General features: G+C 71.4%; 22 protein-coding genes and 1 pseudogene. 14 read left to right on the top strand and 9 right to left on the bottom strand.

Annotated features, from left to right (window positions below):
- The 5 genes from ACH65_RS02790 to purH form a co-directional block, all read left to right on the top strand.
- The coding region (locus ACH65_RS02790; RefSeq protein WP_049621052.1) for an ATP-binding protein at positions 1-921 on the top strand (921 nt) is incomplete at its 5' end.
- 102 nt (positions 922-1,023) lie between these two features.
- Positions 1,024-1,923, top strand: a complete 900-nt coding sequence (gene prmA, locus ACH65_RS02785; protein ID WP_049621051.1) for a 50S ribosomal protein L11 methyltransferase — start codon at positions 1,024-1,026, stop codon at positions 1,921-1,923.
- Positions 1,924-2,115: 192 nt separating this feature from the next.
- Positions 2,116-2,919 carry a zinc-ribbon and DUF3426 domain-containing protein gene (locus ACH65_RS02780; RefSeq protein ID WP_049621050.1) on the top strand — a complete coding sequence of 268 codons (804 nt, stop codon included), beginning with the start codon at positions 2,116-2,118 and terminating at the stop codon, positions 2,917-2,919.
- Positions 2,920-3,110: 191 nt separating this feature from the next.
- Complete coding sequence (locus ACH65_RS02775; RefSeq protein ID WP_064504802.1) at positions 3,111-3,392, top strand: helix-turn-helix domain-containing protein; 282 nt, start codon at positions 3,111-3,113, stop codon at positions 3,390-3,392.
- Between the two features lie 204 nt (positions 3,393-3,596).
- Positions 3,597-5,207, top strand: a complete 1,611-nt coding sequence (purH, locus tag ACH65_RS02770) for a bifunctional phosphoribosylaminoimidazolecarboxamide formyltransferase/IMP cyclohydrolase (protein ID WP_049621049.1) — start codon at positions 3,597-3,599, stop codon at positions 5,205-5,207.
- 114 nt (positions 5,208-5,321) lie between these two features.
- Here the strand turns inward: purH and ACH65_RS02765 are convergent, their stop codons facing one another.
- Positions 5,322-5,618 carry a hypothetical protein gene (locus ACH65_RS02765; protein WP_049621048.1) on the bottom strand — a complete coding sequence of 99 codons (297 nt, stop codon included), beginning with the start codon at positions 5,616-5,618 and terminating at the stop codon, positions 5,322-5,324.
- Between the two features lie 44 nt (positions 5,619-5,662).
- Entirely contained in the window at positions 5,663-6,652 is a 990-nt protein-coding gene (locus tag ACH65_RS02760) for a bile acid:sodium symporter family protein (RefSeq protein ID WP_049621047.1), read from the bottom strand.
- A 197-nt stretch (positions 6,653-6,849) separates the two neighbouring features.
- Between ACH65_RS02760 and ACH65_RS02755 the strand changes: the two genes are divergently transcribed.
- Positions 6,850-7,560 carry a glutathione S-transferase gene (locus tag ACH65_RS02755; RefSeq protein ID WP_049621046.1) on the top strand — a complete coding sequence of 237 codons (711 nt, stop codon included), beginning with the start codon at positions 6,850-6,852 and terminating at the stop codon, positions 7,558-7,560.
- A gap of 8 nt (positions 7,561-7,568) precedes the next feature.
- Here the strand turns inward: ACH65_RS02755 and ACH65_RS02750 are convergent, their stop codons facing one another.
- Together ACH65_RS02750 and ACH65_RS02745 are read right to left on the bottom strand one after the other, a co-directional pair.
- Positions 7,569-8,000 (bottom strand): EamA family transporter, encoded by a 432-nt coding sequence (locus ACH65_RS02750; RefSeq protein WP_049621045.1) that lies wholly within the window; start codon positions 7,998-8,000, stop codon positions 7,569-7,571.
- A 276-nt stretch (positions 8,001-8,276) separates the two neighbouring features.
- Positions 8,277-8,723, bottom strand: a complete 447-nt coding sequence (locus ACH65_RS02745; RefSeq protein WP_049621056.1) for a DUF2782 domain-containing protein — start codon at positions 8,721-8,723, stop codon at positions 8,277-8,279.
- A gap of 104 nt (positions 8,724-8,827) precedes the next feature.
- Between ACH65_RS02745 and polA the strand changes: the two genes are divergently transcribed.
- From polA to ACH65_RS02725, 4 genes are all read left to right on the top strand, one after another.
- A complete protein-coding gene (gene polA / locus ACH65_RS02740; protein ID WP_049621055.1) occupies positions 8,828-11,566 on the top strand; it encodes a DNA polymerase I in 2,739 nt (912 codons plus the stop codon).
- 305 nt (positions 11,567-11,871) lie between these two features.
- Positions 11,872-12,096 (top strand): hypothetical protein, encoded by a 225-nt coding sequence (locus ACH65_RS02735; RefSeq protein ID WP_049621044.1) that lies wholly within the window; start codon positions 11,872-11,874, stop codon positions 12,094-12,096.
- 67 nt (positions 12,097-12,163) lie between these two features.
- Entirely contained in the window at positions 12,164-14,410 is a 2,247-nt protein-coding gene (locus ACH65_RS02730) for a DNA helicase II (protein ID WP_049621043.1), read from the top strand.
- A gap of 217 nt (positions 14,411-14,627) precedes the next feature.
- Entirely contained in the window at positions 14,628-15,839 is a 1,212-nt protein-coding gene (locus ACH65_RS02725; RefSeq protein ID WP_049621042.1) for a hypothetical protein, read from the top strand.
- A 16-nt stretch (positions 15,840-15,855) separates the two neighbouring features.
- Here ACH65_RS02725 and ACH65_RS02720 read toward each other — a convergent pair whose 3' ends face one another.
- The 3 genes from ACH65_RS02720 to ACH65_RS02710 all read right to left on the bottom strand — a co-directional run bounded on the left by ACH65_RS02720 (position 15,856) and on the right by ACH65_RS02710 (position 19,268).
- The gene (locus ACH65_RS02720; protein WP_049621041.1) at positions 15,856-17,112 is read right to left on the bottom strand and encodes a heme biosynthesis protein HemY; all 1,257 of its coding nucleotides are present in this window, start codon (positions 17,110-17,112) and stop codon (positions 15,856-15,858) included.
- The gene (locus tag ACH65_RS02715) at positions 17,109-18,221 is read right to left on the bottom strand and encodes a uroporphyrinogen-III C-methyltransferase (protein ID WP_049621040.1); all 1,113 of its coding nucleotides are present in this window, start codon (positions 18,219-18,221) and stop codon (positions 17,109-17,111) included. Before ACH65_RS02715 ends, ACH65_RS02720 begins: the two co-directional genes overlap by 4 nt.
- 288 nt (positions 18,222-18,509) lie before the next feature.
- Positions 18,510-19,268: a uroporphyrinogen-III synthase gene (locus ACH65_RS02710; protein ID WP_049621054.1), complete on the bottom strand. Its 759-nt coding sequence runs from the start codon at positions 19,266-19,268 to the stop codon at positions 18,510-18,512.
- Between the two features lie 138 nt (positions 19,269-19,406).
- On the opposite strand from ACH65_RS02710, the gene ACH65_RS02705 reads away from it, so the two are divergent.
- Both ACH65_RS02705 and ACH65_RS02700 read left to right on the top strand, forming a co-directional pair.
- The gene (locus tag ACH65_RS02705) at positions 19,407-19,877 is read left to right on the top strand and encodes a YiiD C-terminal domain-containing protein (protein ID WP_049621039.1); all 471 of its coding nucleotides are present in this window, start codon (positions 19,407-19,409) and stop codon (positions 19,875-19,877) included.
- Positions 19,878-19,923: 46 nt separating this feature from the next.
- A complete protein-coding gene (locus tag ACH65_RS02700) occupies positions 19,924-20,340 on the top strand; it encodes a hypothetical protein (protein ID WP_049621038.1) in 417 nt (138 codons plus the stop codon).
- Positions 20,341-20,554: 214 nt separating this feature from the next.
- Here ACH65_RS02700 and ACH65_RS02695 read toward each other — a convergent pair whose 3' ends face one another.
- Positions 20,555-21,130, bottom strand: a complete 576-nt coding sequence (locus ACH65_RS02695; RefSeq protein WP_049621037.1) for an FUSC family protein — start codon at positions 21,128-21,130, stop codon at positions 20,555-20,557.
- The gene (locus ACH65_RS02690) at positions 21,127-22,596 is read right to left on the bottom strand and encodes a DNA recombination protein RmuC (RefSeq protein ID WP_049621036.1); all 1,470 of its coding nucleotides are present in this window, start codon (positions 22,594-22,596) and stop codon (positions 21,127-21,129) included. Before ACH65_RS02690 ends, ACH65_RS02695 begins: the two co-directional genes overlap by 4 nt.
- A gap of 238 nt (positions 22,597-22,834) precedes the next feature.
- On the opposite strand from ACH65_RS02690, the gene alaC reads away from it, so the two are divergent.
- Together alaC and ACH65_RS02680 are read left to right on the top strand one after the other, a co-directional pair.
- Positions 22,835-24,067, top strand: coding sequence for an alanine transaminase (alaC, locus tag ACH65_RS02685; protein WP_049621035.1), 1,233 nt, complete (start codon positions 22,835-22,837; stop codon positions 24,065-24,067).
- A 254-nt stretch (positions 24,068-24,321) separates the two neighbouring features.
- Positions 24,322-24,651, top strand: a pseudogene (locus ACH65_RS02680) (integrase core domain-containing protein); the annotation flags it as partial.
- Between the last annotated feature and the right edge of the window lie 112 nt (positions 24,652-24,763).

Here is a 24,763-nt window from a genome sequence, read left to right as displayed (position 1 = left end):
GCGCGCGAGATCGGCTACCCGGTGATCATCAAGGCCGCCGGCGGCGGCGGCGGCCGCGGCATGCGCGTGGTGCGCACCGAGGCGCACCTGGGCAACGCCATCACCATGACCAAGCAGGAGGCCAAGGCGGCCTTCGGCAACGATCAGGTGTACATGGAGAAGTTCCTGGAGAACCCGCGCCACGTGGAGATCCAGGTGCTGGCCGACGGCCAGGGCCACGCCATCCACCTGGGCGAGCGCGACTGCTCCATGCAGCGCCGCCACCAGAAGGTGGTGGAGGAAGCGCCCGCGCCCGGCATCACGCCGGAGCTGCGCGAAGAGATCGGCAAGGTCTGCGTGGAGGCCTGCCTGCGCATCGGCTACCGCGGCGCCGGCACCTTCGAGTTCCTGTTCGAGAACGGCCGCTTCTACTTCATCGAGATGAACACCCGCATCCAGGTGGAGCATCCGGTGACCGAGCTGATCACCGGCGTGGACCTGGTGCGCGAGCAGCTCCTGATCGCCGCCGGCGAGAAGCTCTCGCTGCGCCAGGAGGACATCAAGTTCACCGGCCACGCCATCGAGTGCCGCATCAACGCCGAGGACCCGGACAGCTTCCTGCCCAGCCCCGGCACGGTGAAGCGCTTCGAGGCCCCGGGCGGCCCCGGCGTGCGCGTGGACACGCACCTGTACGACGGCTACAAGATCCCGCCGAACTACGACTCGATGATCGGCAAGCTGATCGTGCACGGCCCCGACCGCGCCACCGCCATCGCACGCATGCGCCTGGCGCTGGCCGAGACGGTGATCGAGGGCATCAAGTGCAACATCCCGCTGCAGCAGCGCATCATGGCCGACGTCGGCTTCCAGCAGGGCGGCCAGAACATCCACTACCTCGAGAAGCGGATGGCCGAGCAGAAGGAACACCCGCCGGCGCCCTGACCCGTAGGAAGCGCGCCTGCGCGCGGCCTCGCCGGCCCCAGCGCACGACCGTCGCGCGCAGGCACGCTCCTACCCTCCGCCCGACACTCGACGGATCCATCCATGCCCTGGCTCGAACTCACCCTCACCCTCCGCGTCGAGCAGCAGCCGCGTGCGGAGGAAGCCCTCGACGATCTCGGCGCGCTGTCGGTCACGCTGCGCGACGCCGACGCGGAAACGCCCGACGAGCAGGCCATCTTCGAGCCCGGCGTCGGCGAGCTGCCGCTGTGGCCCACGATCACCCTGGACGCGCTGTTCGAGGCCGGCACCGACCGCCGCGGCCTCGCCGCCGCGCTGGGCGAGCTGCTGCCGTGGCTGGAGCCCGACCAGCTCGCCTTCCGCGACGTCGCCGACGAGGACTGGGAACGCGCCTGGATGGACCAGTTCAAGCCGATGCCGTTCGGCCGCCGGCTGTGGATCTATCCGTGGAACATCGAGCCGCCGGAAGGGGACGAGGTGGTCGTGGTGCGCCTCGACCCCGGCCTCGCCTTCGGCAGCGGCACGCACCCCACCACCGCGCTGTGCCTGGAATGGCTGGACGGCCTGGACCTCGCCGGCCAGCGCGTGATCGACTACGGCTGCGGCTCGGGCATCCTCGCCATCGCCGCGCTCAAGCTCGGCGCCGCCGAGGCGGCAGGCATCGACAACGACCCGCAGGCGCTCACCGCCTCCGCCGACAACGCCGAGCGCAACGGCGTGGACGCGCGCCTCGCGCTGTACCTGCCGGAAGACTTCGACGGCGCGCCGGCCGACGTGTTCGTCGCCAACATCCTCGCCGGCCCACTGGGCGAACTGGCACCCGTGTTCGCCGCCGCCGCGCGCCCCGGCGCGCCCTTCGCCATCTCCGGCATCCTCCAGGGCCAGCAGGACGAACTGCTCGCGCGCTACGCCGAATGGTTCGAGGACCTCGCCGTGGCGACGCGCGAGGACTGGGTGCGCATCAGCGGACGCCGCCGCGCTTAAGCCCTCATTGAGCGCGCGGCCGGCAGGAGCGCGCCTCGCCGCGCGACAAGCCTGCGCAGCAACGCCTCCCGCTTACGCCCCGGTCGCGCGCGGGCGCGCTTCTACATAGGGCAGTTCGTCGGCGGCAGGCGAACCGGCTTTGAGAATCTTCGCGCAGGCGCCCCGCACCTCGCCTGCTAAGCTTGCCGACGCATGTACGCCCAATGCCCCGAATGCCTCACCGTGTTTTCGCTGGACGCCGCTGCGCTCGCGCAGGCCGGCGGCGAAGTGGTGTGCGGGCATTGCGCGGTGCCCTTCGACGCGCTCGCCAGCCTCGCCTCGCAGCTGCCGCCCGAGCCGTTCCAGCGGCTGCCCGCGCACGCGCCCTCCGGCGAGCCGCCGCGGCTGCTCGGGGCGGTCTACCGTCCGCCGGCCGAGCCGCCGGTGGTGCTCGACAGTCCCGCCGTGGCCGGCGAGAGGACGGTCGAGCAGGATCTCGCCCAGCTCGAATTCGCGCCCCGCTTCGCCCGCGCGGCTCTCCGCAAGGGCGAGCGGCGCTGGCCGTGGGTGCTGGTCTGCGCGCTCCTGCTGCTGGGGCTCGCGGCCCAGCTGGCCTGGGCCAAGCGCGACGCCCTGATCGCCGACCCGCTCGCCGGCAGCTGGCTGCGCCGCGCCTGCGCCACGCTCGGCTGCCGCCTGCCGCTGGTGCGCGACGTGCATCGCCTCGAACTGCTGGCGCGCGACGTGCGCGCGCACCCCAGCGTGCCCGGCGCGCTGATGATCAGCGCCACCCTGCACAACGAGGCTACGTTCGCGCAGCCCTACCCGATCGTCACCCTGGTCCTCACCGACGCCGGCGGCAAGCGCGTGGCGATGCGCCGGCTGCGTCCGGACGAGTACCTCGACGACGAGGCGACCCGGCGCGAGGGCCTGCCGCCCGGCGGCAACGCCGCGCTGCTGGTGGAAATGACCGACCCCGGCGCCAAGGCGGTGGCGTTCGAATTCGGTTTCGAGTGAAACCCCGCCGGACCGGCCGCAAGCATCATCCGGGTGTGCGCGCAAGCACTTAAAATTACCGTCGCGCGCGAGTACACTCCTTTCCCTTCGCGAGCCTGCAAGGCGCTCGCCTGCAAGTCGTCGCCGCACGCGGCACAACCATAACCCCAGCGACGGCCCAAGCAGCCGTCGCGTCGCACGTGAGGAACGCCGTGAACGCCGTCAGACTGCCTGCCAACGAGGTCTCCAAGCCGTCCTCGTCGCAGAGCGCGCTGAGCGAGTGCGTCACGCGCACCGTGCGCCGCTACCTCGCCGACATCGGCGACGCTCTCGGCGACGAAGGCCTGCACGCGCTGGTGATGCGCGAGGTCGAAGGGCCGCTGCTGCGCGAGGTGCTGGCCTTCCACGACGGCAACCAGAGCCGCGCCGCCACCGCGCTCGGCATCAACCGCGCCACCCTGCGCAAGAAGCTGTTGCAGTACGGTCTGATCTGAAGCGGCCCGACCTGAAGCGGCCTGACCTGCGGCCGACCCGAAACGGCCCGTTTCCCCAACGACGTGATCTGAAGCGGCCCGCGCCGAGACGGCCCGGCCGGGAGCCTCCGCATGACCCGCGGATGGACGTCCAAACGGCCGCACGCCGGCCATCGCGCTGGCGCCTCGGGCTATAATGCGCGGCTTTCCCGCCTGGATGCCGCCATGCCCGCCCCCGCCGTCACGCCCGTCCGCCGCGCCCTCGTCAGCGTTTCCGACAAGACCGGCCTGATCGACCTCGGCCGGCGCCTCGCCGCAGCCGGCGTGGAGCTGCTCTCCACCGGCGGCACCGCCAAGGCGCTGCGCGAGGCCGGCATCGCGGTGAAGGACGTGAGCGAGCTCACCGGCTTCCCCGAGATCATGGACGGCCGCGTCAAGACGCTGCACCCGAAGGTGCACGGCGGCCTGCTCGGCCGGCGCGGCACCGACGATGCGGTGATGGCCGAACTGGGCATCGCGCCGATCGACCTGCTGGTGCTCAACCTCTATCCGTTCGAGGCCACCGTCGCCAAGGCGGACTGCACGCTGGAAGAGGCAATCGAGAACATCGACATCGGCGGCCCGGCCATGCTGCGCTCGGCGGCCAAGAACTGGGCCGACGTCGGCGTGCTCACCGCGCCCGACCAGTACGAGGAAGCCCTGGCCGAGATCGAGCAGCAGGGCGGCCTTTCGCGCGCCACGCGCTTCAAGCTGTCGGTGGCCGCGTTCAACCGCGTGTCGAACTACGACGGCGCGATCAGCGACTACCTCTCCGGCCTCAAGCTCAACGCAGCGCACGACGCCATCGCCGGCCATGCGGCCTTCCCCGATCAGGCCAACGGTCGCTTCGTCAAGCTGATGGACCTGCGCTACGGCGAGAACCCGCACCAGCAGGCCGCCTTCTACCGCGACCTGTACCCGGCGCCGGGCACGCTGGCCACCTTCCGCCAGTTGCAGGGCAAGGAACTCTCCTACAACAACATCGCCGACGCCGACGCCGCCTGGGAGTGCGTGCGCAGCTTCACCAAGCCCGCCTGCGTGATCGTCAAGCACGCCAACCCCTGCGGCGTGGCGGTGAGCCTGGAGGGCATCGGCCGCGCCTACGACCTCGCCTACCAGACCGACCCCACCTCCGCCTTCGGCGGCATCATCGCCTTCAACCGCGAGGTGGACGGCGCCACCGCGCGCGCCATCGTCGCGCGCCAGTTCGTGGAGGTGGTGCTGGCACCGGGCTATGCGGAGGAGGCACTCGCGGTCTTCGCCAGGAAGGCCAACGTGCGCGTGCTGGTGATCCCGCCGCCGGCCGACGGCGACCTCGCCAAGCCGCACCCCGGCAACGACAGCAAGCGCGTGGGCTCGGGCCTGCTGATCCAGACCGCCGACACCGGCATGGTGACCGCGGCCGACCTCAAGATCGTCACCCGGCGCGCGCCCACCGAGGCGGAGATCCACGACCTGATCTTCGCCTGGAAGGTGGCCAAGTACGTCAAGAGCAACGCCATCGTCTACGCGCGCGACCGCCAGACCATCGGCATCGGCGCCGGCCAGATGAGCCGCGTGTACAGCGCCAAGATCGCCGGCATCAAGGCCGCCGACGAGAAGCTGGAAGTGGCCGGCTCGGTAATGGCCTCCGACGCCTTCTTCCCGTTCCGCGACGGCATCGACGCAGCCGCCGCCGCCGGCATCCGCGCGGTGATCCAGCCGGGCGGCTCGATGCGCGACGCCGAGGTGATCGCGGCCGCCGACGAGCACGGCATGGCGATGGTGTTCACCGGCATGCGCCACTTCCGCCACTGAGCACATCGGGGCCCGCGCCCTGGCGATGGCCGTGCGGCCATCGCCGCCCGCGCAACCCGCGAAGTGCCTCGATAGATATGGGCGTCCAGACGTCTGGATGACCGGGCCTTCGACTCAGCCGTGCGCAACCCAGCGCCCGGCCAGCTCGCGCCACTCTTCTTCCAGCCCCGTCGCCGGCATCGCCTCGCCGGCCTGCCGGTACCAGTAGCCGGCATTGTCGAGGTCGCCCTCTACGCGGTGCAGGTAGGCGTGGACGCGCGCGGCCTCGCGGCCGGGCAGGGCCTGCACCAGTTCGTGTGCGCGCCGCCAGTCGCCGTGCGCCGCCCACCACAGCCCTTGCAGCAGCGGCGTGCAATCGGCCGGCGGCTGCGGCTGCGACAGGGAGCGCTCGAAGGTTTCCAGGGTTGGCATGTCTTGGCTTCTACTGCGCGCGGGCCGGCGAGGCAAGCCCGGCCTCAACCCGTGGTGGCCGGCGCCGCCTTGGCCTCGGCGCGTTGCGCGTAGCGCCGCGCCAGCACCGCGCAGGTCATCAGCTGGATCTGGTGGAACAGCATGATCGGCAGCACGATCGCGCCCAGCGGATGGCCGGCGAACAGCACCCTCGCCATCGGCACGCCGCTGGCGAGGCTCTTCTTGGAGCCGCAGAACACGATGGTGATCTCGTCCTCGCGGTTGAAGCCCAGCGCCCGCGCACCGTAGCGCGTGGCGAGCAGGGCGAGCGCGAGCAGCAGCGCATCCACCGCCAGGAGGCCACCCAGCACCGGCAGTGGCATCTGTCGCCACAGACCCTGCAGCACCGCCGCGCTGAAGGCGGTGTACACCACCAGCAGGATCGAGCCCTGGTCCACCCAGGCCAGCATGGCGCGATGCCGGGCGACCCAGCCGCCGATCCAGCGCTGCGCCACCTGCCCCGCCACGAACGGCACCAGCAGTTGCAGCACAATGGCGCCCACCGCGTGCCAGGACATGCCCGCGCCCTGCCCGCCCGCGCTCACCAGCACGCCGACCAGGAGCGGCGTGAGGAAGATACCGAGCAGGCTCGACGCCGAGGCCGCGCAGATCGCCGCCGGGATATTGCCGCGCGCCATCGAGGTGAAGGCGATGGAAGACTGCACCGTGGACGGCAGCGCACACAGGAACAGTACGCCCAGGTAAAGGTCCGGCGTCACCAGCGGCGCCAGCAGCGGCTTGAGCAGCAGGCCGAGCAGCGGGAACAGCACGAAGGTGCTGGCGAGCACGGTGAGGTGCAGCCGCCAGTGCGTCATGCCGGCCACCACCGCCTCGCGCGAGAGCTTGGCGCCGTGCAGGAAGAACAGCAGCGCGATGGCGAGGTCGGTGACCACCTCGAACACGCCCGCCGCCGTGCCCCGGCAGGGCAGCACGCTGGCCAGCAGCACCGTGGCCAGCAGCAGACAGGTGAAGCGATCGGGCAGGAAGCGGCGCATCGTGACTCCACGGGGACGGAGAGAGCGGGCGCCATTGCAGCGCCGCCGCGGCGATAAAGCAAATGCGCGCGACGCGCAGCGGCCCTGCACGTTCCTTCGGCCCGCGCACGGGCTTGCGACGCGGCACGGCGGCCCGCGATCACGCGGCCTAGAACGGCGTCTCGCTAGCGTAGGCCTTTTCGACGGGCGAGGACGCCATGGCCTACGCGCTCTACTACTGGACCGGCATCCAGGGCCGCGGCGAGTTCGTGCGGCTGGCGCTGGAAGACGCCGGCGCGGACTACGTGGACGTGTGCCGCCGCGACGGCGACGAGGCGATGGTGCCCTTTCTCGCCGGACGACAGCCGGGCGCCGTGCCGTTCGCGCCGCCGTTCCTGCGCGACGGCCGCCGCGTGGTCGCGCAGACCGCGGCGATCCTGGCCTATCTCGCCCCGCGGCTGCACCTGGTGCCCGCCGGCGAGACGACACGCCTGCGCGCGCACCAGCTGCAGCTGACCATCGCCGACCTGGTGGCCGAGGCGCACGACACCCACCATCCGCTCTCGGCCGACCTGTATTACGAGGACCAGCGCGAGGCGGCGCTGGCCCGCGCGGACGCCTTCCGCCGCGAGCGGCTGCCGAAATACCTGCGCTACTTCGAGCGCGAGTTGGCCGGCGGCGCGGCGCCGCGCGTGTTCGCGCGGCACTCCTACGTGGACCTGTCGCTGTTCCAGCTGATGGCGGGGCTGGACTATGCCTTTCCGCAGGCGATGCGCCGCCTGCGCCGCCGCACACCGCGGCTGCGCGCACTGGCCGCGCAGGTGGCCGAGCGCCCGCGCCTGGCCGCCTACCTCGCCTCGCCGCGGCGGCTGCCGTTCAACGAGTCGGGCATCTTCCGCCACTACCCGGAACTGGACGAGCCGGGCTGAGAACCTGTTCAGCCGAACGCGATCACCACCGAGCCGGCCACGATCAGGCCGCCGCCGATCAGCACCGGCAGGCTCGGCTTCTCGCCCAGCAGCGTGAGCCCCAGCACGATCGCCAGCGCCACGCTGAGCTTGTCGATGGGCGCCACCTTGCTCACCGGGCCGAGTTGCAGCGCGCGGTAGTAGCACAGCCACGACAGGCCGGTGGCGATGCCCGAGAGCACCAGGAACAGCCAGCTGTTGAACGACAGCGCGCCCGGCTTCGCCCATTCTCCACGCAGGCTGAGGATGGCCGCGGTGACGAGCAGGATCACGATCGTGCGGATGAAGGTGGCGAGGTTGGAGTTGATACCGGCCACGCCGAGCTTGCCGAACAGCGCGGTGAGCGCGGCGAAGAACGCCGAGCCCAGCGCGAACAGCAGCCAGCTCTCGCGGACGTTCATGCGCCCGCGGCGCTCAGAACCTGCTCTCCCCATGGCCCGCGCCGGGAGCTGTTTGCGCGCAAGGCAAGGAAGAACGAAGGCGTGTACGCCCGTACACAACTGAGTGATGACGCCGCCCTGCACGCAAACAGACCCGGCCCGGAGGGTTGCGCGTCCCTGGCCGCCAGGCGGCGGTGCAAGGCTTGACCTGACGGCCAGTCAGGCGCGGCGCCACGCCCCACCACCTGGCGGCCGGGAACGCGCAACGCGGGCCATGGGGAGAGCATGAACAGGTTCTCAGTCGCCGCTGGTGGAGGCTTCGGCCGGGCGGCTCTTGCCCCACTCCAGCACCTTGTACATCACCGGCCGCACCGGCCGCTGGCCGTGCTCGTCGACCAGGCGGCCGGAGGGGTCGAGCGTGTAGGTCTGCGGCACGCCGCTCTTGGGCGTCACCACCACCATGTAGACCTGGCCGTTGCGGCTGTACTCCTGCACGGTGTCCTGGTCGCGCTGGTAGACGCGCACCTGCGGCGGGGCGGCGCCGTTGGCGTCGCGCGGGCCGTTGTCGCGCATCGCCGGCAGGGCCGGCAGCTTGGAGGCGGCGGGCGCCGGTGCCGACGCGGCCTTGGCCTTGACGCCGGGATCGTTGAGGCCCGGCGGCGGCGGCACGGGCGCCGGCGCGGACTGCGCGAACACGGCCGGAGCGAGGAGGACACTGGCAGCGAGGAGAACGGCAGCTTTCATGGTCGGGGCAACCTCGGTGGAGAGGTGCAGCATATACCAGCCGCACCGGCCCGCCGTGCCCGGCGCCGGCGGCCTCGTCCGCTCCTCATGCGAGAATGGCGCGCATGGCCAAACTCATCCTGATCGACGGTTCCTCCTACCTCTACCGCGCCTTTCACGCGCTGCCACCGCTCTCCAACGCGCAGGGCGAGCCCACCGGCGCGCTGTTCGGCGTGGTCAACATGCTGCGCGCCACGCTGAAGGCACAGCCCGAATACGTCGCCTTCGTCTGCGACGCCTCCGGGCCCACCTTCCGCGACGAGCTGTATCCGCAGTACAAGGCGCACCGCCCGCCGATGCCCGACGACCTGCGCGCCCAGCTCGGGCCGATGGTGGAGATCGTGCGCGCGCTCGGCTTCCCGATCCTGCGCGAGGAGGGCGTGGAGGCCGACGACGTGATCGGCACCCTGGCGCTCGCCGCCCACGCGCAGGGCATCGAGGTGGAGGTGTCCACCGGCGACAAGGACATGGCCCAGCTGGTGCGCCCCGGCATCACCCTGGTCAACACCATGACCAACACGGTGATGGACAGCGCCGGCGTGCTGGAGAAGTTCGGCGTGCCGCCGGAGCGCATCGTCGATTTCCTCAGCCTGACCGGCGACAGCGTGGACAACGTGCCCGGCGTCACCAAGTGCGGCCCCAAGACCGCGGCCAAGTGGCTGGCCGAGTACGGCTCGCTGGACGGCGTGATCGCCAGCGCCGGCAAGGTCGGCGGCAAGATCGGCGACTACCTGCGCGAGGCGCTGCCCCACCTGCCGCTGTCGCGCCAGCTGGTGACCATCAAGACCGACGTGCCGCTGGCGCTCGCAGTGGGCGACCTGCTGCTGCGCGGGCGCGACGCGGACGCGCTGCGCACGCTCTACACCCGCTACGAATTCAAGGCGGCACTGAAGGAACTCGACGCCACCGCGGCGTCCGCCGCCGCGGAAGGCGCCGCGCCCGCCCCGGCGCCGGCGCCCACCCTGCTGGCCGCCGACGTGGACACCGCGCTCTCCGGCCCCGGCCGCTACGAGCTGGTCACCACGCCGGCGCAGTTCGAGGCGTGGCTGGAACGCGCGCGGCAGGCGCCCCTGCTCGCCTTCGACACCGAGACCACCAGCCTGGACGCGATGCAGGCGGACATCGTGGGCCTGTCGCTGTCGGTGGCGCCGGGCGAGGCCTGCTACGTGCCGCTGGCGCACGACTACCCCGGCGCGCCCGCGCAGCTGCCGCGCGAGGACGTGCTGGCGGCGCTCAAGCCCTTGTTCGAGGACCCCGCGCTGCCCAAGCTCGGCCAGCACGCCAAGTACGACATCAACGTGCTGGCGCACTACGGCATCGCCGTGCGCGGCATCGCGCACGACAGCATGCTCGAGTCCTACGTGTGGAACGCCACCGCAACGCGCCACGACATGGATTCGCTGGCGCGCAAATACCTCGGCTACGAGACGGTGAAGTACGAGGCGGTGGCCGGCAAGGGCGCCAAGCAGATTCCCTTCTCCCACGTGAGCCTGGAGGACGCCTGCCGCTACGCCGCCGAGGACGCCGACGTCACCCTGCGCCTGCACCACGCGCTGTGGCCCAAGCTCAAGACCGAGCCGGCGCTGCGCCGCGTCTACCAGGAGATCGAGGTGCCGCTGGTGCCGGTGCTGGCCGGCATGGAGCAGCGCGGCGTGCTGATCGACGTGAACGAGCTGCGCGCGCAGAGCCAGCAACTCGGCAAGCGCATGCTGGAATTCCAGCAGCAGGCCTGGCGCGAGGCCGGGCACGAGTTCAACCTCGATTCGCCCAAGCAGCTGCAGGCGGTGCTGTTCGACGAGCTCGGCCTCACCGCCAAGCTCAAGACGCCCACCGGCCAGCCGTCCACCAACGAGGAGGCGCTGGCCGCCATCGCCGACGAGCACGCGCTGCCGCGGCTGATCCTCGACTACCGCGGCCTGGCCAAGCTGCGCTCCACCTACACCGACAAGCTGCCGGCGATGGTCAACCCGCGCACCGGCCGCGTGCACACCAGCTACCACCAGGGCGCGGTGGCGACAGGGCGCATCTCCTCCTCCGACCCCAACCTGCAGAACATCCCGGTGCGCACCGAGGAAGGGCGGCGCATCCGCCAGGCCTTCGTGGCGCCGCCGGGCTGGGTGGTGATGGCGGCGGACTACTCGCAGATCGAACTGCGCATCATGGCCCACCTCTCCGGCGACGAAGGCCTGCTGCGCGCCTTCCGCGAAGGCGGCGACATCCACCGCGCCACCGCGGCCGAGGTGTTCGGCCTCAAGCCCGAAGAAGTCAGCACCAACCAGCGCCGCGCCGCCAAGGCGATCAACTTCGGCCTGATGTACGGCATGAGCGCCTTCGGCCTGGCGCGCCAGCTCGGCGTGGACCGCGCCGAGGCCGGCGACTACATGGCGCGCTATTTCTCCCGCTACCCGGGCGTGCACGCCTTCATGGAGGCCACCCGCGAGCGTGCGCACCGCGACGGCTATGTGGAGACCATCTTCGGCCGCCGGCTGTACCTGGAGAACCTCACCGCCCGCAACCAGGCGCTGCGCGCCGGCGCCGAGCGCGCGGCGGTGAACGCGCCGATGCAGGGCAGCGCGGCCGACATCATCAAGCGCGCCATGCTCGCCATGGCGCGCTGGCTCGACGGCCGCGACGACGCCCACATGCTGATGCAGGTGCACGACGAACTGGTGTTCGAGGTGCGCGAGGACGCCGTGGAAACGGTGCGCGCGGCGATCCGCGAGCGCATGGCCGGCGCCGCCGAACTGGCGGTACCGCTGGTGGTGGACGTGGGCGTGGGCGCCAACTGGGACGAGGCGCATTGAGCGCATGGGGGCAACGGACGTTGGCTTTTCGTGAAATGAATCGCCGCTAAATCCTTCCCGCCGGGGCGGTGCAACTTCCCCGGCACCGCGCGTTCTTATTCTTCGGATGCACGCAACGGCATCCGCATCGGCTCGCCCACCTCCCTAGGCGAGCCACCCGGACGCGAACCTCTCCCCTGGGTTTCACGTCCCCGGCCCCGAAGGCTCCCCCTAAGCCTTCGGGGCTTTTTTTCGTCCGCCCGCACCGCCCTTCCCCGAAGCGCCGTACCATGCCGGGGACCGAACCGTAGGCTAAGGAGACATCCATGCGCGCAGGACTCGTCATCGTCGGCCTCATCCTGCTGGTGGCCGGCATCTGGATCACCGTCGGCCACGCCAGCTACCGGCAAACCGACACCAAGGCCCAGTTCGGCCCGGTGAAGATCCAGACCACCGAGGACAAGGCCGTGCCCCAGTGGCTGGGCATCGCCGGCATCGTGGTCGGCGGCCTGCTCGTGGTCGGCGGCTTCGCCAGCGGCAGGAAACGCTGAAGCGATCCGCCCCCTGCGACCGCCGCGCCCGCGCGGCGGTTTTTCTTTGCCCGCTACAATGGCGCGGATGGATGTCTCGTACCTGATCGACGGCCTCAACGACGCGCAGCGCGAAGCGGTGTGCGCCCCCACCGGCCACTACCTCGTGCTGGCGGGCGCCGGGTCCGGCAAGACCCGCGTGCTCACCCACCGCATCGGCTGGCTCACCCAGGTGGAGGGCGTGCCGCCGTGGGCGATCCTCGCCGTCACCTTCACCAACAAGGCCGCGGGCGAGATGCGCGCGCGGCTGGAGCGGCTGATTCCCGGCGGCACCCAGGGCCTCACCGTGGGCACCTTCCACGGCATCGCCCACCGCCTGCTGCGCCGGCACTGGCGCGAGGCGGGGCTACCGGAGGGCTTCCAGATCCTCGACGCCGACGACCAGCAGCGGCTGGTCAAGCGCGTGGTCGCCGGGCTGGGCCTGGACGAGGCCAAGTTCCCGCCGCGCCAGGCCACCTGGCAGATCAACCAGTGGAAGGACGAGGGCAAGCGGCCGGAGAACATCGAGCACGGCCACCACCCGGTCACCCGCACCCTGGTGCAGATCTACCAGGCCTACGAGGACGCCTGCCGCCGCGCCGGCCTGGTCGACTTCGCCGAGCTGCTGCTGCGCGCCCACGAGCTGTGGCTGAAGAACCCCGCCGTGCTCGAGCACTACCAGCAGCGCTGGCGGCACCTGCTGATCGACGAGTTCCAGGACACCAACACCCTGCAATACGCCTGGATCCGCGTACTCGCCGGCCAGACCGGCAAGGTGTTCGTGGTGGGCGACGACGACCAGGCCATCTACGGCTGGCGCGGCGCCAAGGTGGAGAACGTGCAGCAGTTCCTGCGCGACTTCCCCGGCGCGCGCACCATCAAGCTGGAGCAGAACTACCGCTCCACCGCCAATATCCTCAAGGCCGCCAACAGCGTGATCGCGCGCAACGGCAGCCGCCTCGGCAAGCAGCTGTGGACCTCCGACGCCGAGGGCGAGCGCATTGCGCTGTACGCCGCCTACAACGAGCAGGACGAGGCGCGCTTCGTGATCGAGCGCATCCGCGAGTACATCGCCGAGCACGGCAGCGCGCGCGACTGCGCCATCCTCTACCGCTCCAACGCGCAGTCGCGCAACTTCGAGGAACAACTCACCCAGCGCGGCATCCCCTACCGCGTCTACGGCGGCCTGCGCTTCTTCGACCGCGCCGAGATCAAGGACGCGCTGGCCTACCTGCGCCTCACCGCCAACCGCCACGACGACGCCGCCTTCGAGCGCGCGGTGAACACCCCGCCGCGCGGCATCGGCGACCGCACGCTGGACGTGGTACGCCGGCGCGCCCGCGGCGAGGGTAGCTCGATGTGGGAGGCGGCGCTGGGCGAACTCGGCGGCGGCGAACTGGCCGGGCGGGCGAAGAACGCGCTGCGGGCGTTTCTGCTGTTGATCGACGGGATGGCGAGGGCGTTCGCGGGAATCGGGGATCGGGAGTCGGGAATCGGCGAGGCGGCCCCCGGTGGGTTCCCGCCGGTTCCCGGTGCCTCGGCTCTCACCCTCGCCGAGCAGATCGACCACGCCATCGCCCAGAGCGGCCTGCGCGAGCACTACGAGAAGGACAGCCGCGGCAACGCCGAATCGCGGGTGGAGAACCTGGACGAACTGTCCAACGTGGCCAGCCGCTTCGAGTTGACGCAGGAGGACATCGACGCCGGCCTCGCCGAGCTGCCCGCCTTCCTCTCCCACGCCGCACTGGAAGCCGGCGAGGGCCAGGGCGAGGCCTGGGACGACTGCGTGCAGTTGATGACCCTGCATTCGGCCAAGGGCCTGGAGTTCCCGCTGGTGTTCCTGGTGGGCCTGGAGGAAGGCCTGTTCCCCAGCCAACGCTCGGTGGAGGACGAAGGCCGGCTGGAGGAAGAACGCCGCCTGGCCTACGTCGGCATCACCCGCGCCCGCGAGCGGCTGGTGATCACCTACGCCGAGTCGCGCCGCATGCACGGCACCGAGATGCTGGCGCGGCCCTCACGCTTCCTCGCCGAGATCCCCGCCGCCCTGCTCGACGAGGTGCGCCCGCGCGTGCAGGTGAGCCGCCCGATGTACGCCGGCCGCTTCGCCGAATCCAGTGCTTCGTTGCAGGAGGAATTGCCGGTGAAGCTCGGCCAGCGCGTCGCCCACCCGAGCTTCGGCGAAGGCGTGGTGGTCGCCGCCGAGGGCAGCGGCCCGCACACCCGCCTGCAGGTGAACTTCGAGGATGCCGGCAGCAAGTGGCTGGTGGCGGCCTACGCCAACCTCACGCCGCTGTAGACACGCCACGTAACGGTAGCCGGCACCACCCAGACCTATCCGCGGCAACCGTTGTGCCTGCCGATGGGCCACCTCGTTTTCGACCTCAAACGTGGCGGCCCCATCGTCGATCCTGTGCCTTTCCACGACGGTGGCGCATCGTCCGTTGTCCGTTGGGACAACGGAGGCTTGCGGTAAGCTCACGCGACTAACCGACGACGATGCTGCCAGCCACCGCATGGATGCTCTCTGGTTCCTTCAATACCTCGGCCTGTCCGAAGAGGCCGACGAGCGCAGCATCAAGCGCGCCTACGCGGCCCGCCTCAAGCGCATCGACCCATCCACCGATCTGGACGGCTTCGCGCGCCTGCGCCAAGCCTACGAACAGGCCCTGAGCTGGCGCACTGCAAGGCCGTCCGGCGCAGATGTCCTGGCGCCTTCTATGCCGGCCATACGGCAGCACGCCGCCGCGCCTCCCCCGGCGGACGATGCGCCCGCGTCGCCGGAAGCCGAAGTCACGCCAGTCGAGCAGGCCCGTTCGGCCATCGAGCGCCTGCTGGCCGCGATCCATGTTGGCACGCCTGCCGCCGACGCCCTGGATGAGCAGCTTGCCCGCCTGCGCGGGGATCATTTGCGAGCCATGCTCACCTTCGAACTGTGGCTGATCGACGGCCTGGCAAGCAGCGGATTCACGGGCCAGCTGGCGCTATTCCGCGCAGCACGCGAACGCTTCGGCTGGATGGATGTCACCCACCTGGCACAGCTTGGACCGCGCGGGAGCTGGATCCAGCGTGTGATGACCGAGGAAATGGCCTGGGCGAGGCAGACGGGCGAACTGCGGGGAGCGCGCTGGTTCGAATGGCTCGAACAAGGCGCGCAGACGGCGCCGCCCGACCCGATCGTCTCGCAGTGGCCCCATGTGCAGCGACTGCTCAATCGCTATCCCAACTATCTGCGGCTACGGCTGCGGTCGCTTGCTCTGGAAACCTGGAAGGCCGCCTTCGACGCGCTGCCGGCCATGGACCGCGACCTGGCCGAAGCCTATGCAACGCTGCCCTCTCCCAGGCAGCACCGCCAGGCGACGCCGCAGGCCGGCCGCACGACAGACAGCCGCGGCTCGGCCCTCATTGCCGTGATGGTGTTGTTTGCCGTGTTCAACCTGCTGCGGGGCATGTTCGGCAGCGAACACGCCTGGCAGGCCCCATCCTCGGAACTACACACCACGACAGCCGCATCGACTGCTTCCGCAACAGGCCACGCGCCGCCCCCTTTCGATCAGCTCTGCCCACGCCTATCGCAAAAGGTGCACGCTCCGGGCTGGGTTCCGCCATCGAATCCAGTCGAACGGCAAAAACTCACCAATTTCATTCGCCTGTGCTTGACGGCGCATGATTGGCCACATTGGCAGATGGCCGACCCGCAGCTGGCCAAGCTCGGGATCTCCACCTGAAGTACCGCCGTTGCGGCTACTTCCGCAGTCGCGGCATGCCGTGCTCGTCTCGCTCTTCGACCGCCACCGCGTGGGTGTCGGGCGTGCCGCCGGGGGTGCTGGCGACGTGCTCGCGAGCGATCTCGCCGCGGGCCAGGGCCAGCGCGTTGCGGTAGCTGCGCTGGGCCAGCGCGGCGTCGCCCTGGCCCATCCAGGCTTCGCCCAGCATTTCCCAGGCGCCGGCGCTGGGCACGAGCGCCAGCGAGCGTTCGAGGTACTGGCGCGCCTTGCCCCACAGCTTGAGGCGCACGCACAGGCGGCCCAGCGCGAGCAGCAGGCCGGCGTCGTTGGGGTGGGCGTCGAGCCAGCCTTCGGCGCGGCGCAGGCGGGCGTCGAGGTCCTGGTCGCCGAGCGCGCCCCAGGTCTCGACCAAGGTGGAGGACCATTCGCGGCGCAGCGCCGAGTCGAGCTCGTCCATCGCCGGCAAGGTCATGCCGAAGCCGGCGGCGCGGCGCGCGTAGGCGTCGATCACCGCCGGCACGCGGCGCTGCGGCTTGGGCAGCTGCGACCACAGGCCATTGAGCGCGGCCGCATCGGGCGCGGTAGCGATCGCGGCGAGCAGTACCTGGGTTTCCAGCGCGGCGTACTGGCGGGCGCCGAGCGCGCCGCTCCGCTGCAAGGGTTCCAGCGCCGCACGGGCGTGGCGCAGGTCGCCGCTGGCGAGGGCCGCGCGCGCCAGTTCGTACCAGCCGCCCGCGCTCAGCTCGCCGCGCTCGGCTTCCGGACCGAGCAGGGCCAGCGCCTCGGCCGGACGGCCGTCGCGGCGCAGCACGCGGGCGCGCAGCACGCGCGCGGCGCGCGGCGCCACCTGGCCGGCCTCGTCCAGTGCCTCCAGCGCGCGGGCGCTCTCGCCGCGCAGCGAGGACGCCTCCGCCGCGGCGAGCAGGGCCGGGCCGTGCAGCGCGGACAGCCGCGCGGCGCGCCGCAGCTCGCGCTCGGCATCGCCGTGGCGGCCTTCCATCAGCGCAACCAGGCCATCGCCCAGGCTCTGCTGGCTGCGTCGGCGATGGCGGCGCGTCATGGCGCCGAACGGCCAGCGCGCCAGCCGCCACAGCGCAACCAGCAGCGCCCACGCCAGCAGCAGGATGACCACGGCGGCGACCACGGTGGTTTCCACGCGCCAGCCGCGCAGGCGCAGCAGCACGTAGCCGGGGTCCTCCGCCACCCAGTGCCAGCCGAACGCGGCCAGCGCGGCCACGATCACCAGCAGCAGGATCCAGCGCCACGCCTTCACGGCCTGGCTCCGGAGGCGGCGTGCGCCGGCGCGGCGGCGGACGCCGCGGCGGCCGGCTTCAGCGCATGCACGGCGCGCAGGTTGCGCAACTCGTCGAGCGCGGCGCCGAGCTGCACCGGCGCCGTCGGGCGAAGCTCCGCACGCAGCGCGGCGAGCTGGGTGCGTGCCTGCTGCACGCCGCGGTCGGTATCGTCGAACTGGACCGCGAGGCTGGCCTCCGCGCGCTGCAGGGCGGCGTTCGCGTCGGCCGGGTCGTAGGCGAGCAGGGCCGACTGCGCCTGGGCCAGGTCGAGCGCGGTCAGCTGGCGCGCGAGCCGCGCGTCGGCCACCGCCAGCGGCGCGCCGTTGTCGCGCTGCACGCTGACCACGCTGCCGAGCGCCTGGCGGAGGCGCGCCCAGGCGCCGGACGCCACCGCCGTGGTGCGGTCCAGCGGCTTGAGCGGCAGCGCGGGCAAGGTTTCGCGTAGCTGCTGCAACACGTCGAGTTGGGCGGCCTGGCGGGCGGGCTGGCTCTTCTCCAGCGCCTCGCGCTCGGCCTGCACGCTCTGGCGCAGGCCGGAGAAGGCGCCGTCGTTGACCGCGGCAAGAGCCTGGTCGGCCATCGCGTAGGCGGAGGCGGCGCCGGGCGCGTCGTGGAACAGGGCGTAGCGCTCCTTGGCCATGCGCAGCAGCGACTCGGTCTCGTCCAGCAGCAGGGCGTCGTGGCCGGAGAGGCTCTTCTCGGCCAGCTGCGCCACCGCGTCCTCCAGGTTGCGCAGGCGCTCGGACTGGCCGAGCACTTCCTCGCGCAGCGAACGGTTGACCTGGTCGGCGTCGTTGAGCCGCTGGCGCAGCGCGGTGCGCTCGTTGCCGACCGCGTTAAGGTTGTCCTCCAGGCCGGCGACGCGGCTCTGCAGGCTGGTGAGGCTGCGGCTGTCGTCCGCGCGGCCGGCATCCTGCCGCCACTGCCGCCAGCCGACGTAGCCGGTGGCGCCCAGCGCCACCAGGGCCAGCAGCAGGGCCAGCGCGACGCTGCTGCCGCGGCGCGGCGGCCGGCCCGGGGAACGCGGCGCGGCAGGCGCCGGCGCGGCGACGGGAGAGTCCTTGGGAGTTGGCTGGTCTTGGCTCATGCGCGCCATGCTAGCAGCCCGTACCTGACGCTTCGCACCCCTGGAGCCGTTCACGATTTCCGCGCGAGGCATAGCCCTGTAGCTCACTCGGTCGTGGACGGACGTCCGTTTCTTCGTGCATCCCCGCCCTGCGCGCAGACGGCGCCCGGCGCGGATCGCCGGAGGAGCGCGAACAGCGCCAAAACCCGCGGCGGCGCACCCTGTACGCGAAAGGCCCCTACGCCACGCACGACCCGGTCGCGCGCGAACCCGCCCGGTACGCCGGCGGCCAGAGCGAACCGCCGCGCCTCAACGGGCGGCCGCGGCGAGCAGATCGGCCGGCCGCGCCGAGGCGGCCAGTTCGATGCGCGCGAAGCCGGCCGCCCGCGCCGCGACGGCGAGCCGCTCGCTGCTGACCACCGCCGTGGCGCCGCACAGCCGCCGCCACAGCGCGGGCGGCAGCTGGCGCTCGAGGTTGCCGAGCGCCTCGGCGCTGGACAGCAGCACCCGCGCGCCGCGCCGCAACCCGGCCAGCGGCGCGAGGTGGCGGCGGTCCAGCCGCGGCGGCACGCGCCGGTAGACGTGCACCTCGCGCAACCGCGCGCCGCGTTCGCGCAGCGTCGCGCGCAGCAGGCCGCGGCCGCCGTCGGCGCCGACCAGCGCCACGCGCCGGCCGGCGAGCCGCTGCAGGGCCGGCATATCGAGCAGCCCTTCGCTGTCCTGCCGCGCCGGCGCCTGCGCGGCGAGGCCCTGGCGCTGCAAGGCGCGAGCGGTGCCCTGCCCCACCGCGAGCACCGTCGCGCGCGTGCGCAGCGGGCCCAGCGCCGCGGCGTAGCGCACGGCGGCGGGGCTGGTGAACAGCAGCAGCGCATCGCCCAGCGCGCTCTGCAAGGCCGCGCACAGCGCCTCGCTCCGCTCTCCGCGCAGGGCCAGCCCCGGCAACCGCAACGGCACGCCGCCGAGCGCGGCGACCTGGCGCGCCAGCGCGCCGCCGGTGCCGGCCGGCCGGGTGATCACCACGGTCCGTCCGCGCAGGTCGATGGAGGCGGGCTGGGGGAATCGCGGCACGTCGCGGCAGGTCTCGAGGTCCAAAGCGGCAGTGTAGCGGCGCCGGACGCCAGCCCGGGACCGGCAAGCGCGCAGCGGGATCCGGCGGGAAAAGCCGAGGGCTACACTGTGCGTCTTTGCCCCCCGCTTCCGTACACCGTGACCGATACCGACCTCACCACCCAGGCCGAGCAGTTGCTCCATTTCATCCGCGACGAGATCCCGCTGGCGCGGGCGATGGACGTGTGCCTGCACGCCTGCGACACGGAACGCCTGAGCCTTGCCGTGCCGCTGCCGCCCAACGCCAACGACAAGGGCTGCGCCTTCGGCGGCAGCCTGGTCAGCCTGATGACGCTGGCCGGCTGGGCGCTGGTGGAATTGACCCTGCGCCGCCACGGCGAGGACTGCGACGTGTACGTGGCCGACTCCAGCGTGCGCTACCTGGAACCGGTGTGGGGCGACTTCCACGCCGAGGCGAGGGCCATCGAGCAAGATGCCTGGATGCCCTTCCTCGACACGCTGGCCGTGCGCGGCCGCGCCCGCATCGAGCTGAGCTGCCAGGTGCCCGGCCCCGACGGTGCGCCGGCGGCCACCCTGGTGGCGCGCTTCGTCGCCAAGCGCCGCAGCTGATGCCGCTTGCGGCAGAATCCTCCCCGTCACCCATGGAGCCCTCCGCATGCGCCGCCTCTTCATGCCGCTGTTGCTCGTCCTCGCCGTCTCGCTGCTCGCCGGCTGCGCCAGCGACGTGCGCAACCAGGCGCTGATCAAGACGCTCAACGCCTACGCCAACACGCTGCGCTGGGGCGATTTCCAGACCGCGCTGCAGTTCCTCGACCCGCAGGTGCTCAAGGACCACCCGCCCAGCGCGCTGGACATGGCGCGCTACCAGCAGCTGCGGGTGAGCGACTACAACGACGACCAGGGCCCCGTGCCCTCGGGCGAGAACGAGGTGCACCAGGTGGTGGTGATCAACCTGATCAACCAGCACACGCAGAGCGAGCGCTCGGTGATCGACCGCCAGACCTGGCGCTACGACCCGGAGAAGAAGCACTGGTGGCTGATGAGCGGGCTGCCGGTCATCACCGGCGGCTGAGCGGACGCCGTGGCGCGGGCCGCGATCCCGCGCCACCCCATGCATTCGCCGCAAGGAAAGTGCGAAGCCCCTGCGCCTCCCGGAACCTGTCCCCCTTCTTGCCGCCCAATGTAGGAGCGCGCCTTGCGCGCGACCGCGGCACCCGGCATCGCCACGACCCGCGCTTGCCGCACACAGGCGCGCCCCGCCCGCCCGCACCGCGGGGAACGGGCTCTCAAGTCGCCGGCGGCGCCTGCTGCGGCACCAGGCGCGCCTCGATCCACGCCGCCAGCCGTATCACCAGCAGCGCGCTCACCGCGCCCAGCGCCACCTCGAAGATGCGCATCAGCGCGATGTGCGCGAAGCTGCCGCCGATCGGCACCAGCATCACGATGGTGGTGGTGATGCCGCTGATCTTACCGGCGCCGCCGAAGTTGAGCGCCCAGCAGGTGACCATGCCCAGCATCACCGCCAGCATGTAGACCGGGAAGCGGTCGTGCCCCCACACCGCCGAGGCCAGCCCGAAGGCCCCGCCGATCAGCGCGCCGATCAGCTGGTCGCGCGAGAGGCTCAGCACGTCCGCATAGTGGCTCTGCGTCACCGCGATGGCGGTGATCGCGGCCCAGAAGCCCACGCCGAAGCCGAGCAGGCGGGCGGCGTAGTAGCCCAGAGTGGCGGCGGTCACTGCGCATAGGCCCTGCACCAGGCCGGTGAGCAGTCGCTCGCGCAGGCTCAGGCTGCGGCTCAGCTCGCCCAGTTCCAGGCAGGCCTGGCGCAGGCGCAGGAACAGGCTGAAGGGCGGCGTGTTCATGTCTCCTCCTCGTTGTCGTAGACCCCGTTGTCGTCGGCCTCGTTGTTGTCAGCCAGGGGCGCCTCGGCGTCCGGCAGCGCCTGACCGGAAGCCTCCGGCACCGACTCCACCGCGCGCAGCTTGCGTTCGATGGCGCGCGTGCGCACGCCGGCCTGGTCGATCACGTTGCTGGCTTCGGTGAGTTTCTTGCGCGTTTTCTCCAGCACGCCGGCGAACTTGCCGAACTCGGTCTTCACCGTGCCGAGCAGCTGCCACACCTCGCTGCTGCGCTTCTCGATCGCCAGCGTGCGGAAGCCCATCTGCAGGCTGTTGAGCAGGGCGGTGAGCGTGGTCGGGCCGGCCAGCGTCACGCGCCACTCGCGCTGCAGCACCTCGAACAGGCCGGGCCGGCGCAACACCTCGGCGTAGAGGCCCTCGGTGGGCAGGAACAGGATGGCGAAATCGGTGGTGTGCGGCGGCTCCACGTACTTCTCGCGGATGCGCCGCGCCTCCTCGCGCACCCGGCGCTCCAGCGCCGCGCCGGCGGCGCCGGCGGCCTCGGCGTCGGCGCGCTCCTGCGCGTCGAGCAGGCGCTCGTAGTCCTCGCGCGGGAACTTGGCGTCCACCGGCAGCCACACCTGGCCCTCGCGCTCGGCGCCGGGCAGGCGGATGGCGAATTCCACCCGCTCGGCGGAGTCCGGCACGGTGGCGACGTTGGCGGCGTACTGCTCGGCGGTCAGCACCTGCTCCAGCAGCGCGCCCAGCTGCACCTCGCCGAAGGTGCCGCGGGTCTTCACGTTGGTGAGCACGCGCTTCAAGTCACCCACGCCGGTGGCGAGGTGCTGCATCTCGCCCAGGCCGCGCTGCACCGCCTCCAGCCGCTCGGAAACGAGCTTGAAGGACTGCCCCAGCCGCGACTCCAGCGTGGTCTGCAATTTCTCGTCCACGGTGGCGCGCATCTGCTCCAGCTTGGCGGCGTTGTCGGTCTGGATCGCCTTGAGCTGGACCTCCAGCGTGGCGCGCACCTCGCCCAGGCGCTTCTCGTTGTCGGCGGTGAGCGCGGCCAGGCGCTGCTGCTGCTGTTCGCCGAAGCGGGCGAGGCTCAGCGTGGCTTCCTCCCGGCCCTTGCGCGCATCCTCGGCCAGGCGCTGCGCCAGCGCGGCGAGGCCGGCCTCGGTGCGCTCGGTGAGCAGGTCCAGGCGCTGGCCGAAGCCGGCGATGCGCTCGCGCTGCTGCTCGCCCATGGCGCCCAGCTGCTCCTGCACCAGGCCGCGGAACTGGCCCAGGCTCTGCGCCTGTTCGCTGCGCCCCGCGCGCTGCTCCTGCGCCAGCGCCTCGCGCAGGTGGCGGTTGTCGTCCTTGAGCGCGTCCAGGCGCGCGGTGAGGCCGGCGTCGGCGCGGCCGCGCAGCAGCACGGCGACTTGCAGCACCAGCATCGCCAGCACGGCGATGACAAGGACGGACAGCAGGATTTCCAGGGTGGACATGACGGCTCCGGGCACACGATGCCGGCCAGTTTACGCGCTGGCGTCTCACCGTCTGCGCACACCTGCGCACACCTGCCGCGGCGGCCGCATCGGGGCGGCGCTCGACAAGCCGCTCGGCGCGGCCGTATCGTTGGGCCATCCCGTGCGAGGGCCGCGAAAGCGCCGCCGCCGGGCCAGGCCGCGGCAGCGGCCGGCGTCGCTCGGACGGTTCCGGGCGCCTACGTTCCACGAGGACACCATGACCGACCCGGCCACGCCCGCGGGCACCCCGCGCCGCTTCGCGCGCATCGAGCGCCTGCCGCCCTACGTCTTCAACATCACCGCCGAGCTGAAGATGGCCGCGCGCCGCCGCGGCGAGGACATCATCGACCTCAGCATGGGCAACCCCGACGGCGCCACCCCGCCGCACATCGTGGAGAAACTCTGCACGGTGGCGCAGCGGCCGGACACCCACGGCTATTCCACCTCCAAGGGCATCCCGCGCCTGCGCCGGGCCATCGCGCACTGGTACGCCGAGCGCTACGGCGTCGGGATCGACCCGGACAGCGAGGCCATCGTCACCATCGGCTCCAAGGAGGGCCTGGCGCACCTGATGCTCGCCACGCTGGACCGCGGCGACACCGTGCTGGTGCCCAACCCGAGCTACCCCATCCACATCTACGGCGCGGTGATCGCCGGCGCGCAGATCCGCTCGGTGCCGATGGCGCCGGGCATCGACTTCTTCGCCGAGCTCGAACGCGGCATCCGCGAGTCGATCCCCAAGCCGAAGATGATGATCCTCGGCTTTCCCTCCAACCCCACCGCGCAGTGCGTGGAGCTGGACTTCTTCGAGCGGGTGATCGCGCTGGCCAGGCAGTACGACGTGCTGGTGGTGCACGACCTCGCCTACGCCGACATCACCTACGACGGCTGGAAGGCGCCCTCGATCATGCAGGTGCCCGGCGCCAAGGACATCGCGGTGGAGTTCTTCACCCTGTCCAAGAGCTACAACATGGCCGGCTGGCGCATCGGCTTCATGGTCGGCAACCCGGAGTTGGTCGCGGCGCTGGCGCGCATCAAGAGCTACCACGACTACGGCACCTTCACCCCGCTGCAGGTGGCCGCCATCGCCGCGCTGGAAGGCGACCAGCAGTGCGTGCGCGACATCGCCGCCGAATACCAGCGCCGCCGCGACGTGCTGGTGAAGGGCCTGCACGAGGCCGGCTGGATGGTCGACGTGCCGAAGGCCTCGATGTACGTATGGGCCAGGATCCCCGAGCCCTACGCCAAGCTCGGCTCGCTGGAATTCGCCAAGCAGTTGCTCGCCAAGGCCAAGGTGTCGGTGTCCCCCGGCATCGGCTTCGGCGAGTACGGCGACGACTACGTGCGCTTCGCCCTGATCGAGAACCAGGACCGCATCCGCCAGGCGGTGCGGGGGATCAAGGCGATGTTTCGCAAGGATGGGTTGCTCCCCTGGGTTGCCAGGGACTAGCCGAGCATACTTTGATCTTGCCCCTGTTTCGCTGACGCCCGCCTAAGCGACATGGGATAGCTCGAACTGTTCCGGGCTGAGGTAGTCCAAGGATCGGCTGCACGGCGCAGACGCTGTGCAACTGGGTGCGCCAGGCCGAGCGTGACGCGATGCGGCGAGCGTACACGTCGATGACGAAGGCCACGAACAGGTGTCCCTGCCAGGTCGAGCACGAAGTCGGTGCGCATCGTGCTCGATACCTTCCAGCCGACGAAGGCGGCCTGATCCATCACAGCGACCGCGGATCGCAGTACGTGTCCATCCGCTACACCGAGCGCCTGGCCGAGGCCGGTATCGAAGCCTCGGTCGGCAGCGTCGGCGATTCCTACGACAACGCCCTGGCCGAGACGATCAATGGCCTGTACAAGGCCGAGGTGATCCATCGGCGCTCCTGGCCAAACCGCCCGGCGGTGGAATGGGCCACGCTGGAGTGGGTGGACTGGTTCAACCACAAGCGGTTGCTGGGGCCGATCGGGAACATCCCGCCAGCGGAAGCCGAGGCGGCTTACTATCGGCAACAGGCTGCGCTGCCCAAGGCGGCGTGACTCAAGCCAAACAGCCTCCACGAATCTCGGGGCGGTTCAAGACCCCAGCCGCCGCGACAGCCGTGGCGCGCCTTCACGGCCCTTGCGGCCCGCGAAGGTCTCGCGCACCCGG

This window comes from Frateuria defendens, assembly GCF_001182895.1.
Classification (GTDB): domain Bacteria; phylum Pseudomonadota; class Gammaproteobacteria; order Xanthomonadales; family Rhodanobacteraceae; genus Frateuria_B; species Frateuria_B defendens.
This window is presented reverse-complemented; position numbering and strand designations above follow the sequence as displayed.

Bases quoted from the DNA above. Each gene is read 5' to 3' on its own strand.
- alaC (WP_049621035.1), top strand. From the start codon at position 22,835: ATGACCGACCCGGCCACGCCCGCGGGCACCCCGCGCCGCTTCGCGCGC.
- ACH65_RS02700 (WP_049621038.1), top strand. From the start codon at position 19,924: ATGCGCCGCCTCTTCATGCCGCTGTTGCTCGTCCTCGCCGTCTCGCTG.
- prmA (WP_049621051.1), top strand. From the start codon at position 1,024: ATGCCCTGGCTCGAACTCACCCTCACCCTCCGCGTCGAGCAGCAGCCG.
- ACH65_RS02750 (WP_049621045.1), bottom strand. From the start codon at position 8,000: ATGAACGTCCGCGAGAGCTGGCTGCTGTTCGCGCTGGGCTCGGCGTTC.
- ACH65_RS02695 (WP_049621037.1), bottom strand. From the start codon at position 21,130: ATGAACACGCCGCCCTTCAGCCTGTTCCTGCGCCTGCGCCAGGCCTGC.
- ACH65_RS02725 (WP_049621042.1), top strand. From the start codon at position 14,628: ATGGATGCTCTCTGGTTCCTTCAATACCTCGGCCTGTCCGAAGAGGCC.
- ACH65_RS02730 (WP_049621043.1), top strand. From the start codon at position 12,164: ATGGATGTCTCGTACCTGATCGACGGCCTCAACGACGCGCAGCGCGAA.
- ACH65_RS02780 (WP_049621050.1), top strand. From the start codon at position 2,116: ATGTACGCCCAATGCCCCGAATGCCTCACCGTGTTTTCGCTGGACGCC.
- ACH65_RS02765 (WP_049621048.1), bottom strand. From the start codon at position 5,618: ATGCCAACCCTGGAAACCTTCGAGCGCTCCCTGTCGCAGCCGCAGCCG.
- ACH65_RS02715 (WP_049621040.1), bottom strand. From the start codon at position 18,221: ATGAGCCAAGACCAGCCAACTCCCAAGGACTCTCCCGTCGCCGCGCCG.
- polA (WP_049621055.1), top strand. From the start codon at position 8,828: ATGGCCAAACTCATCCTGATCGACGGTTCCTCCTACCTCTACCGCGCC.
- ACH65_RS02745 (WP_049621056.1), bottom strand. From the start codon at position 8,723: ATGAAAGCTGCCGTTCTCCTCGCTGCCAGTGTCCTCCTCGCTCCGGCC.
- ACH65_RS02760 (WP_049621047.1), bottom strand. From the start codon at position 6,652: ATGCGCCGCTTCCTGCCCGATCGCTTCACCTGTCTGCTGCTGGCCACG.
- ACH65_RS02755 (WP_049621046.1), top strand. From the start codon at position 6,850: ATGGCCTACGCGCTCTACTACTGGACCGGCATCCAGGGCCGCGGCGAG.
- ACH65_RS02735 (WP_049621044.1), top strand. From the start codon at position 11,872: ATGCGCGCAGGACTCGTCATCGTCGGCCTCATCCTGCTGGTGGCCGGC.
- ACH65_RS02690 (WP_049621036.1), bottom strand. From the start codon at position 22,596: ATGTCCACCCTGGAAATCCTGCTGTCCGTCCTTGTCATCGCCGTGCTG.
- purH (WP_049621049.1), top strand. From the start codon at position 3,597: ATGCCCGCCCCCGCCGTCACGCCCGTCCGCCGCGCCCTCGTCAGCGTT.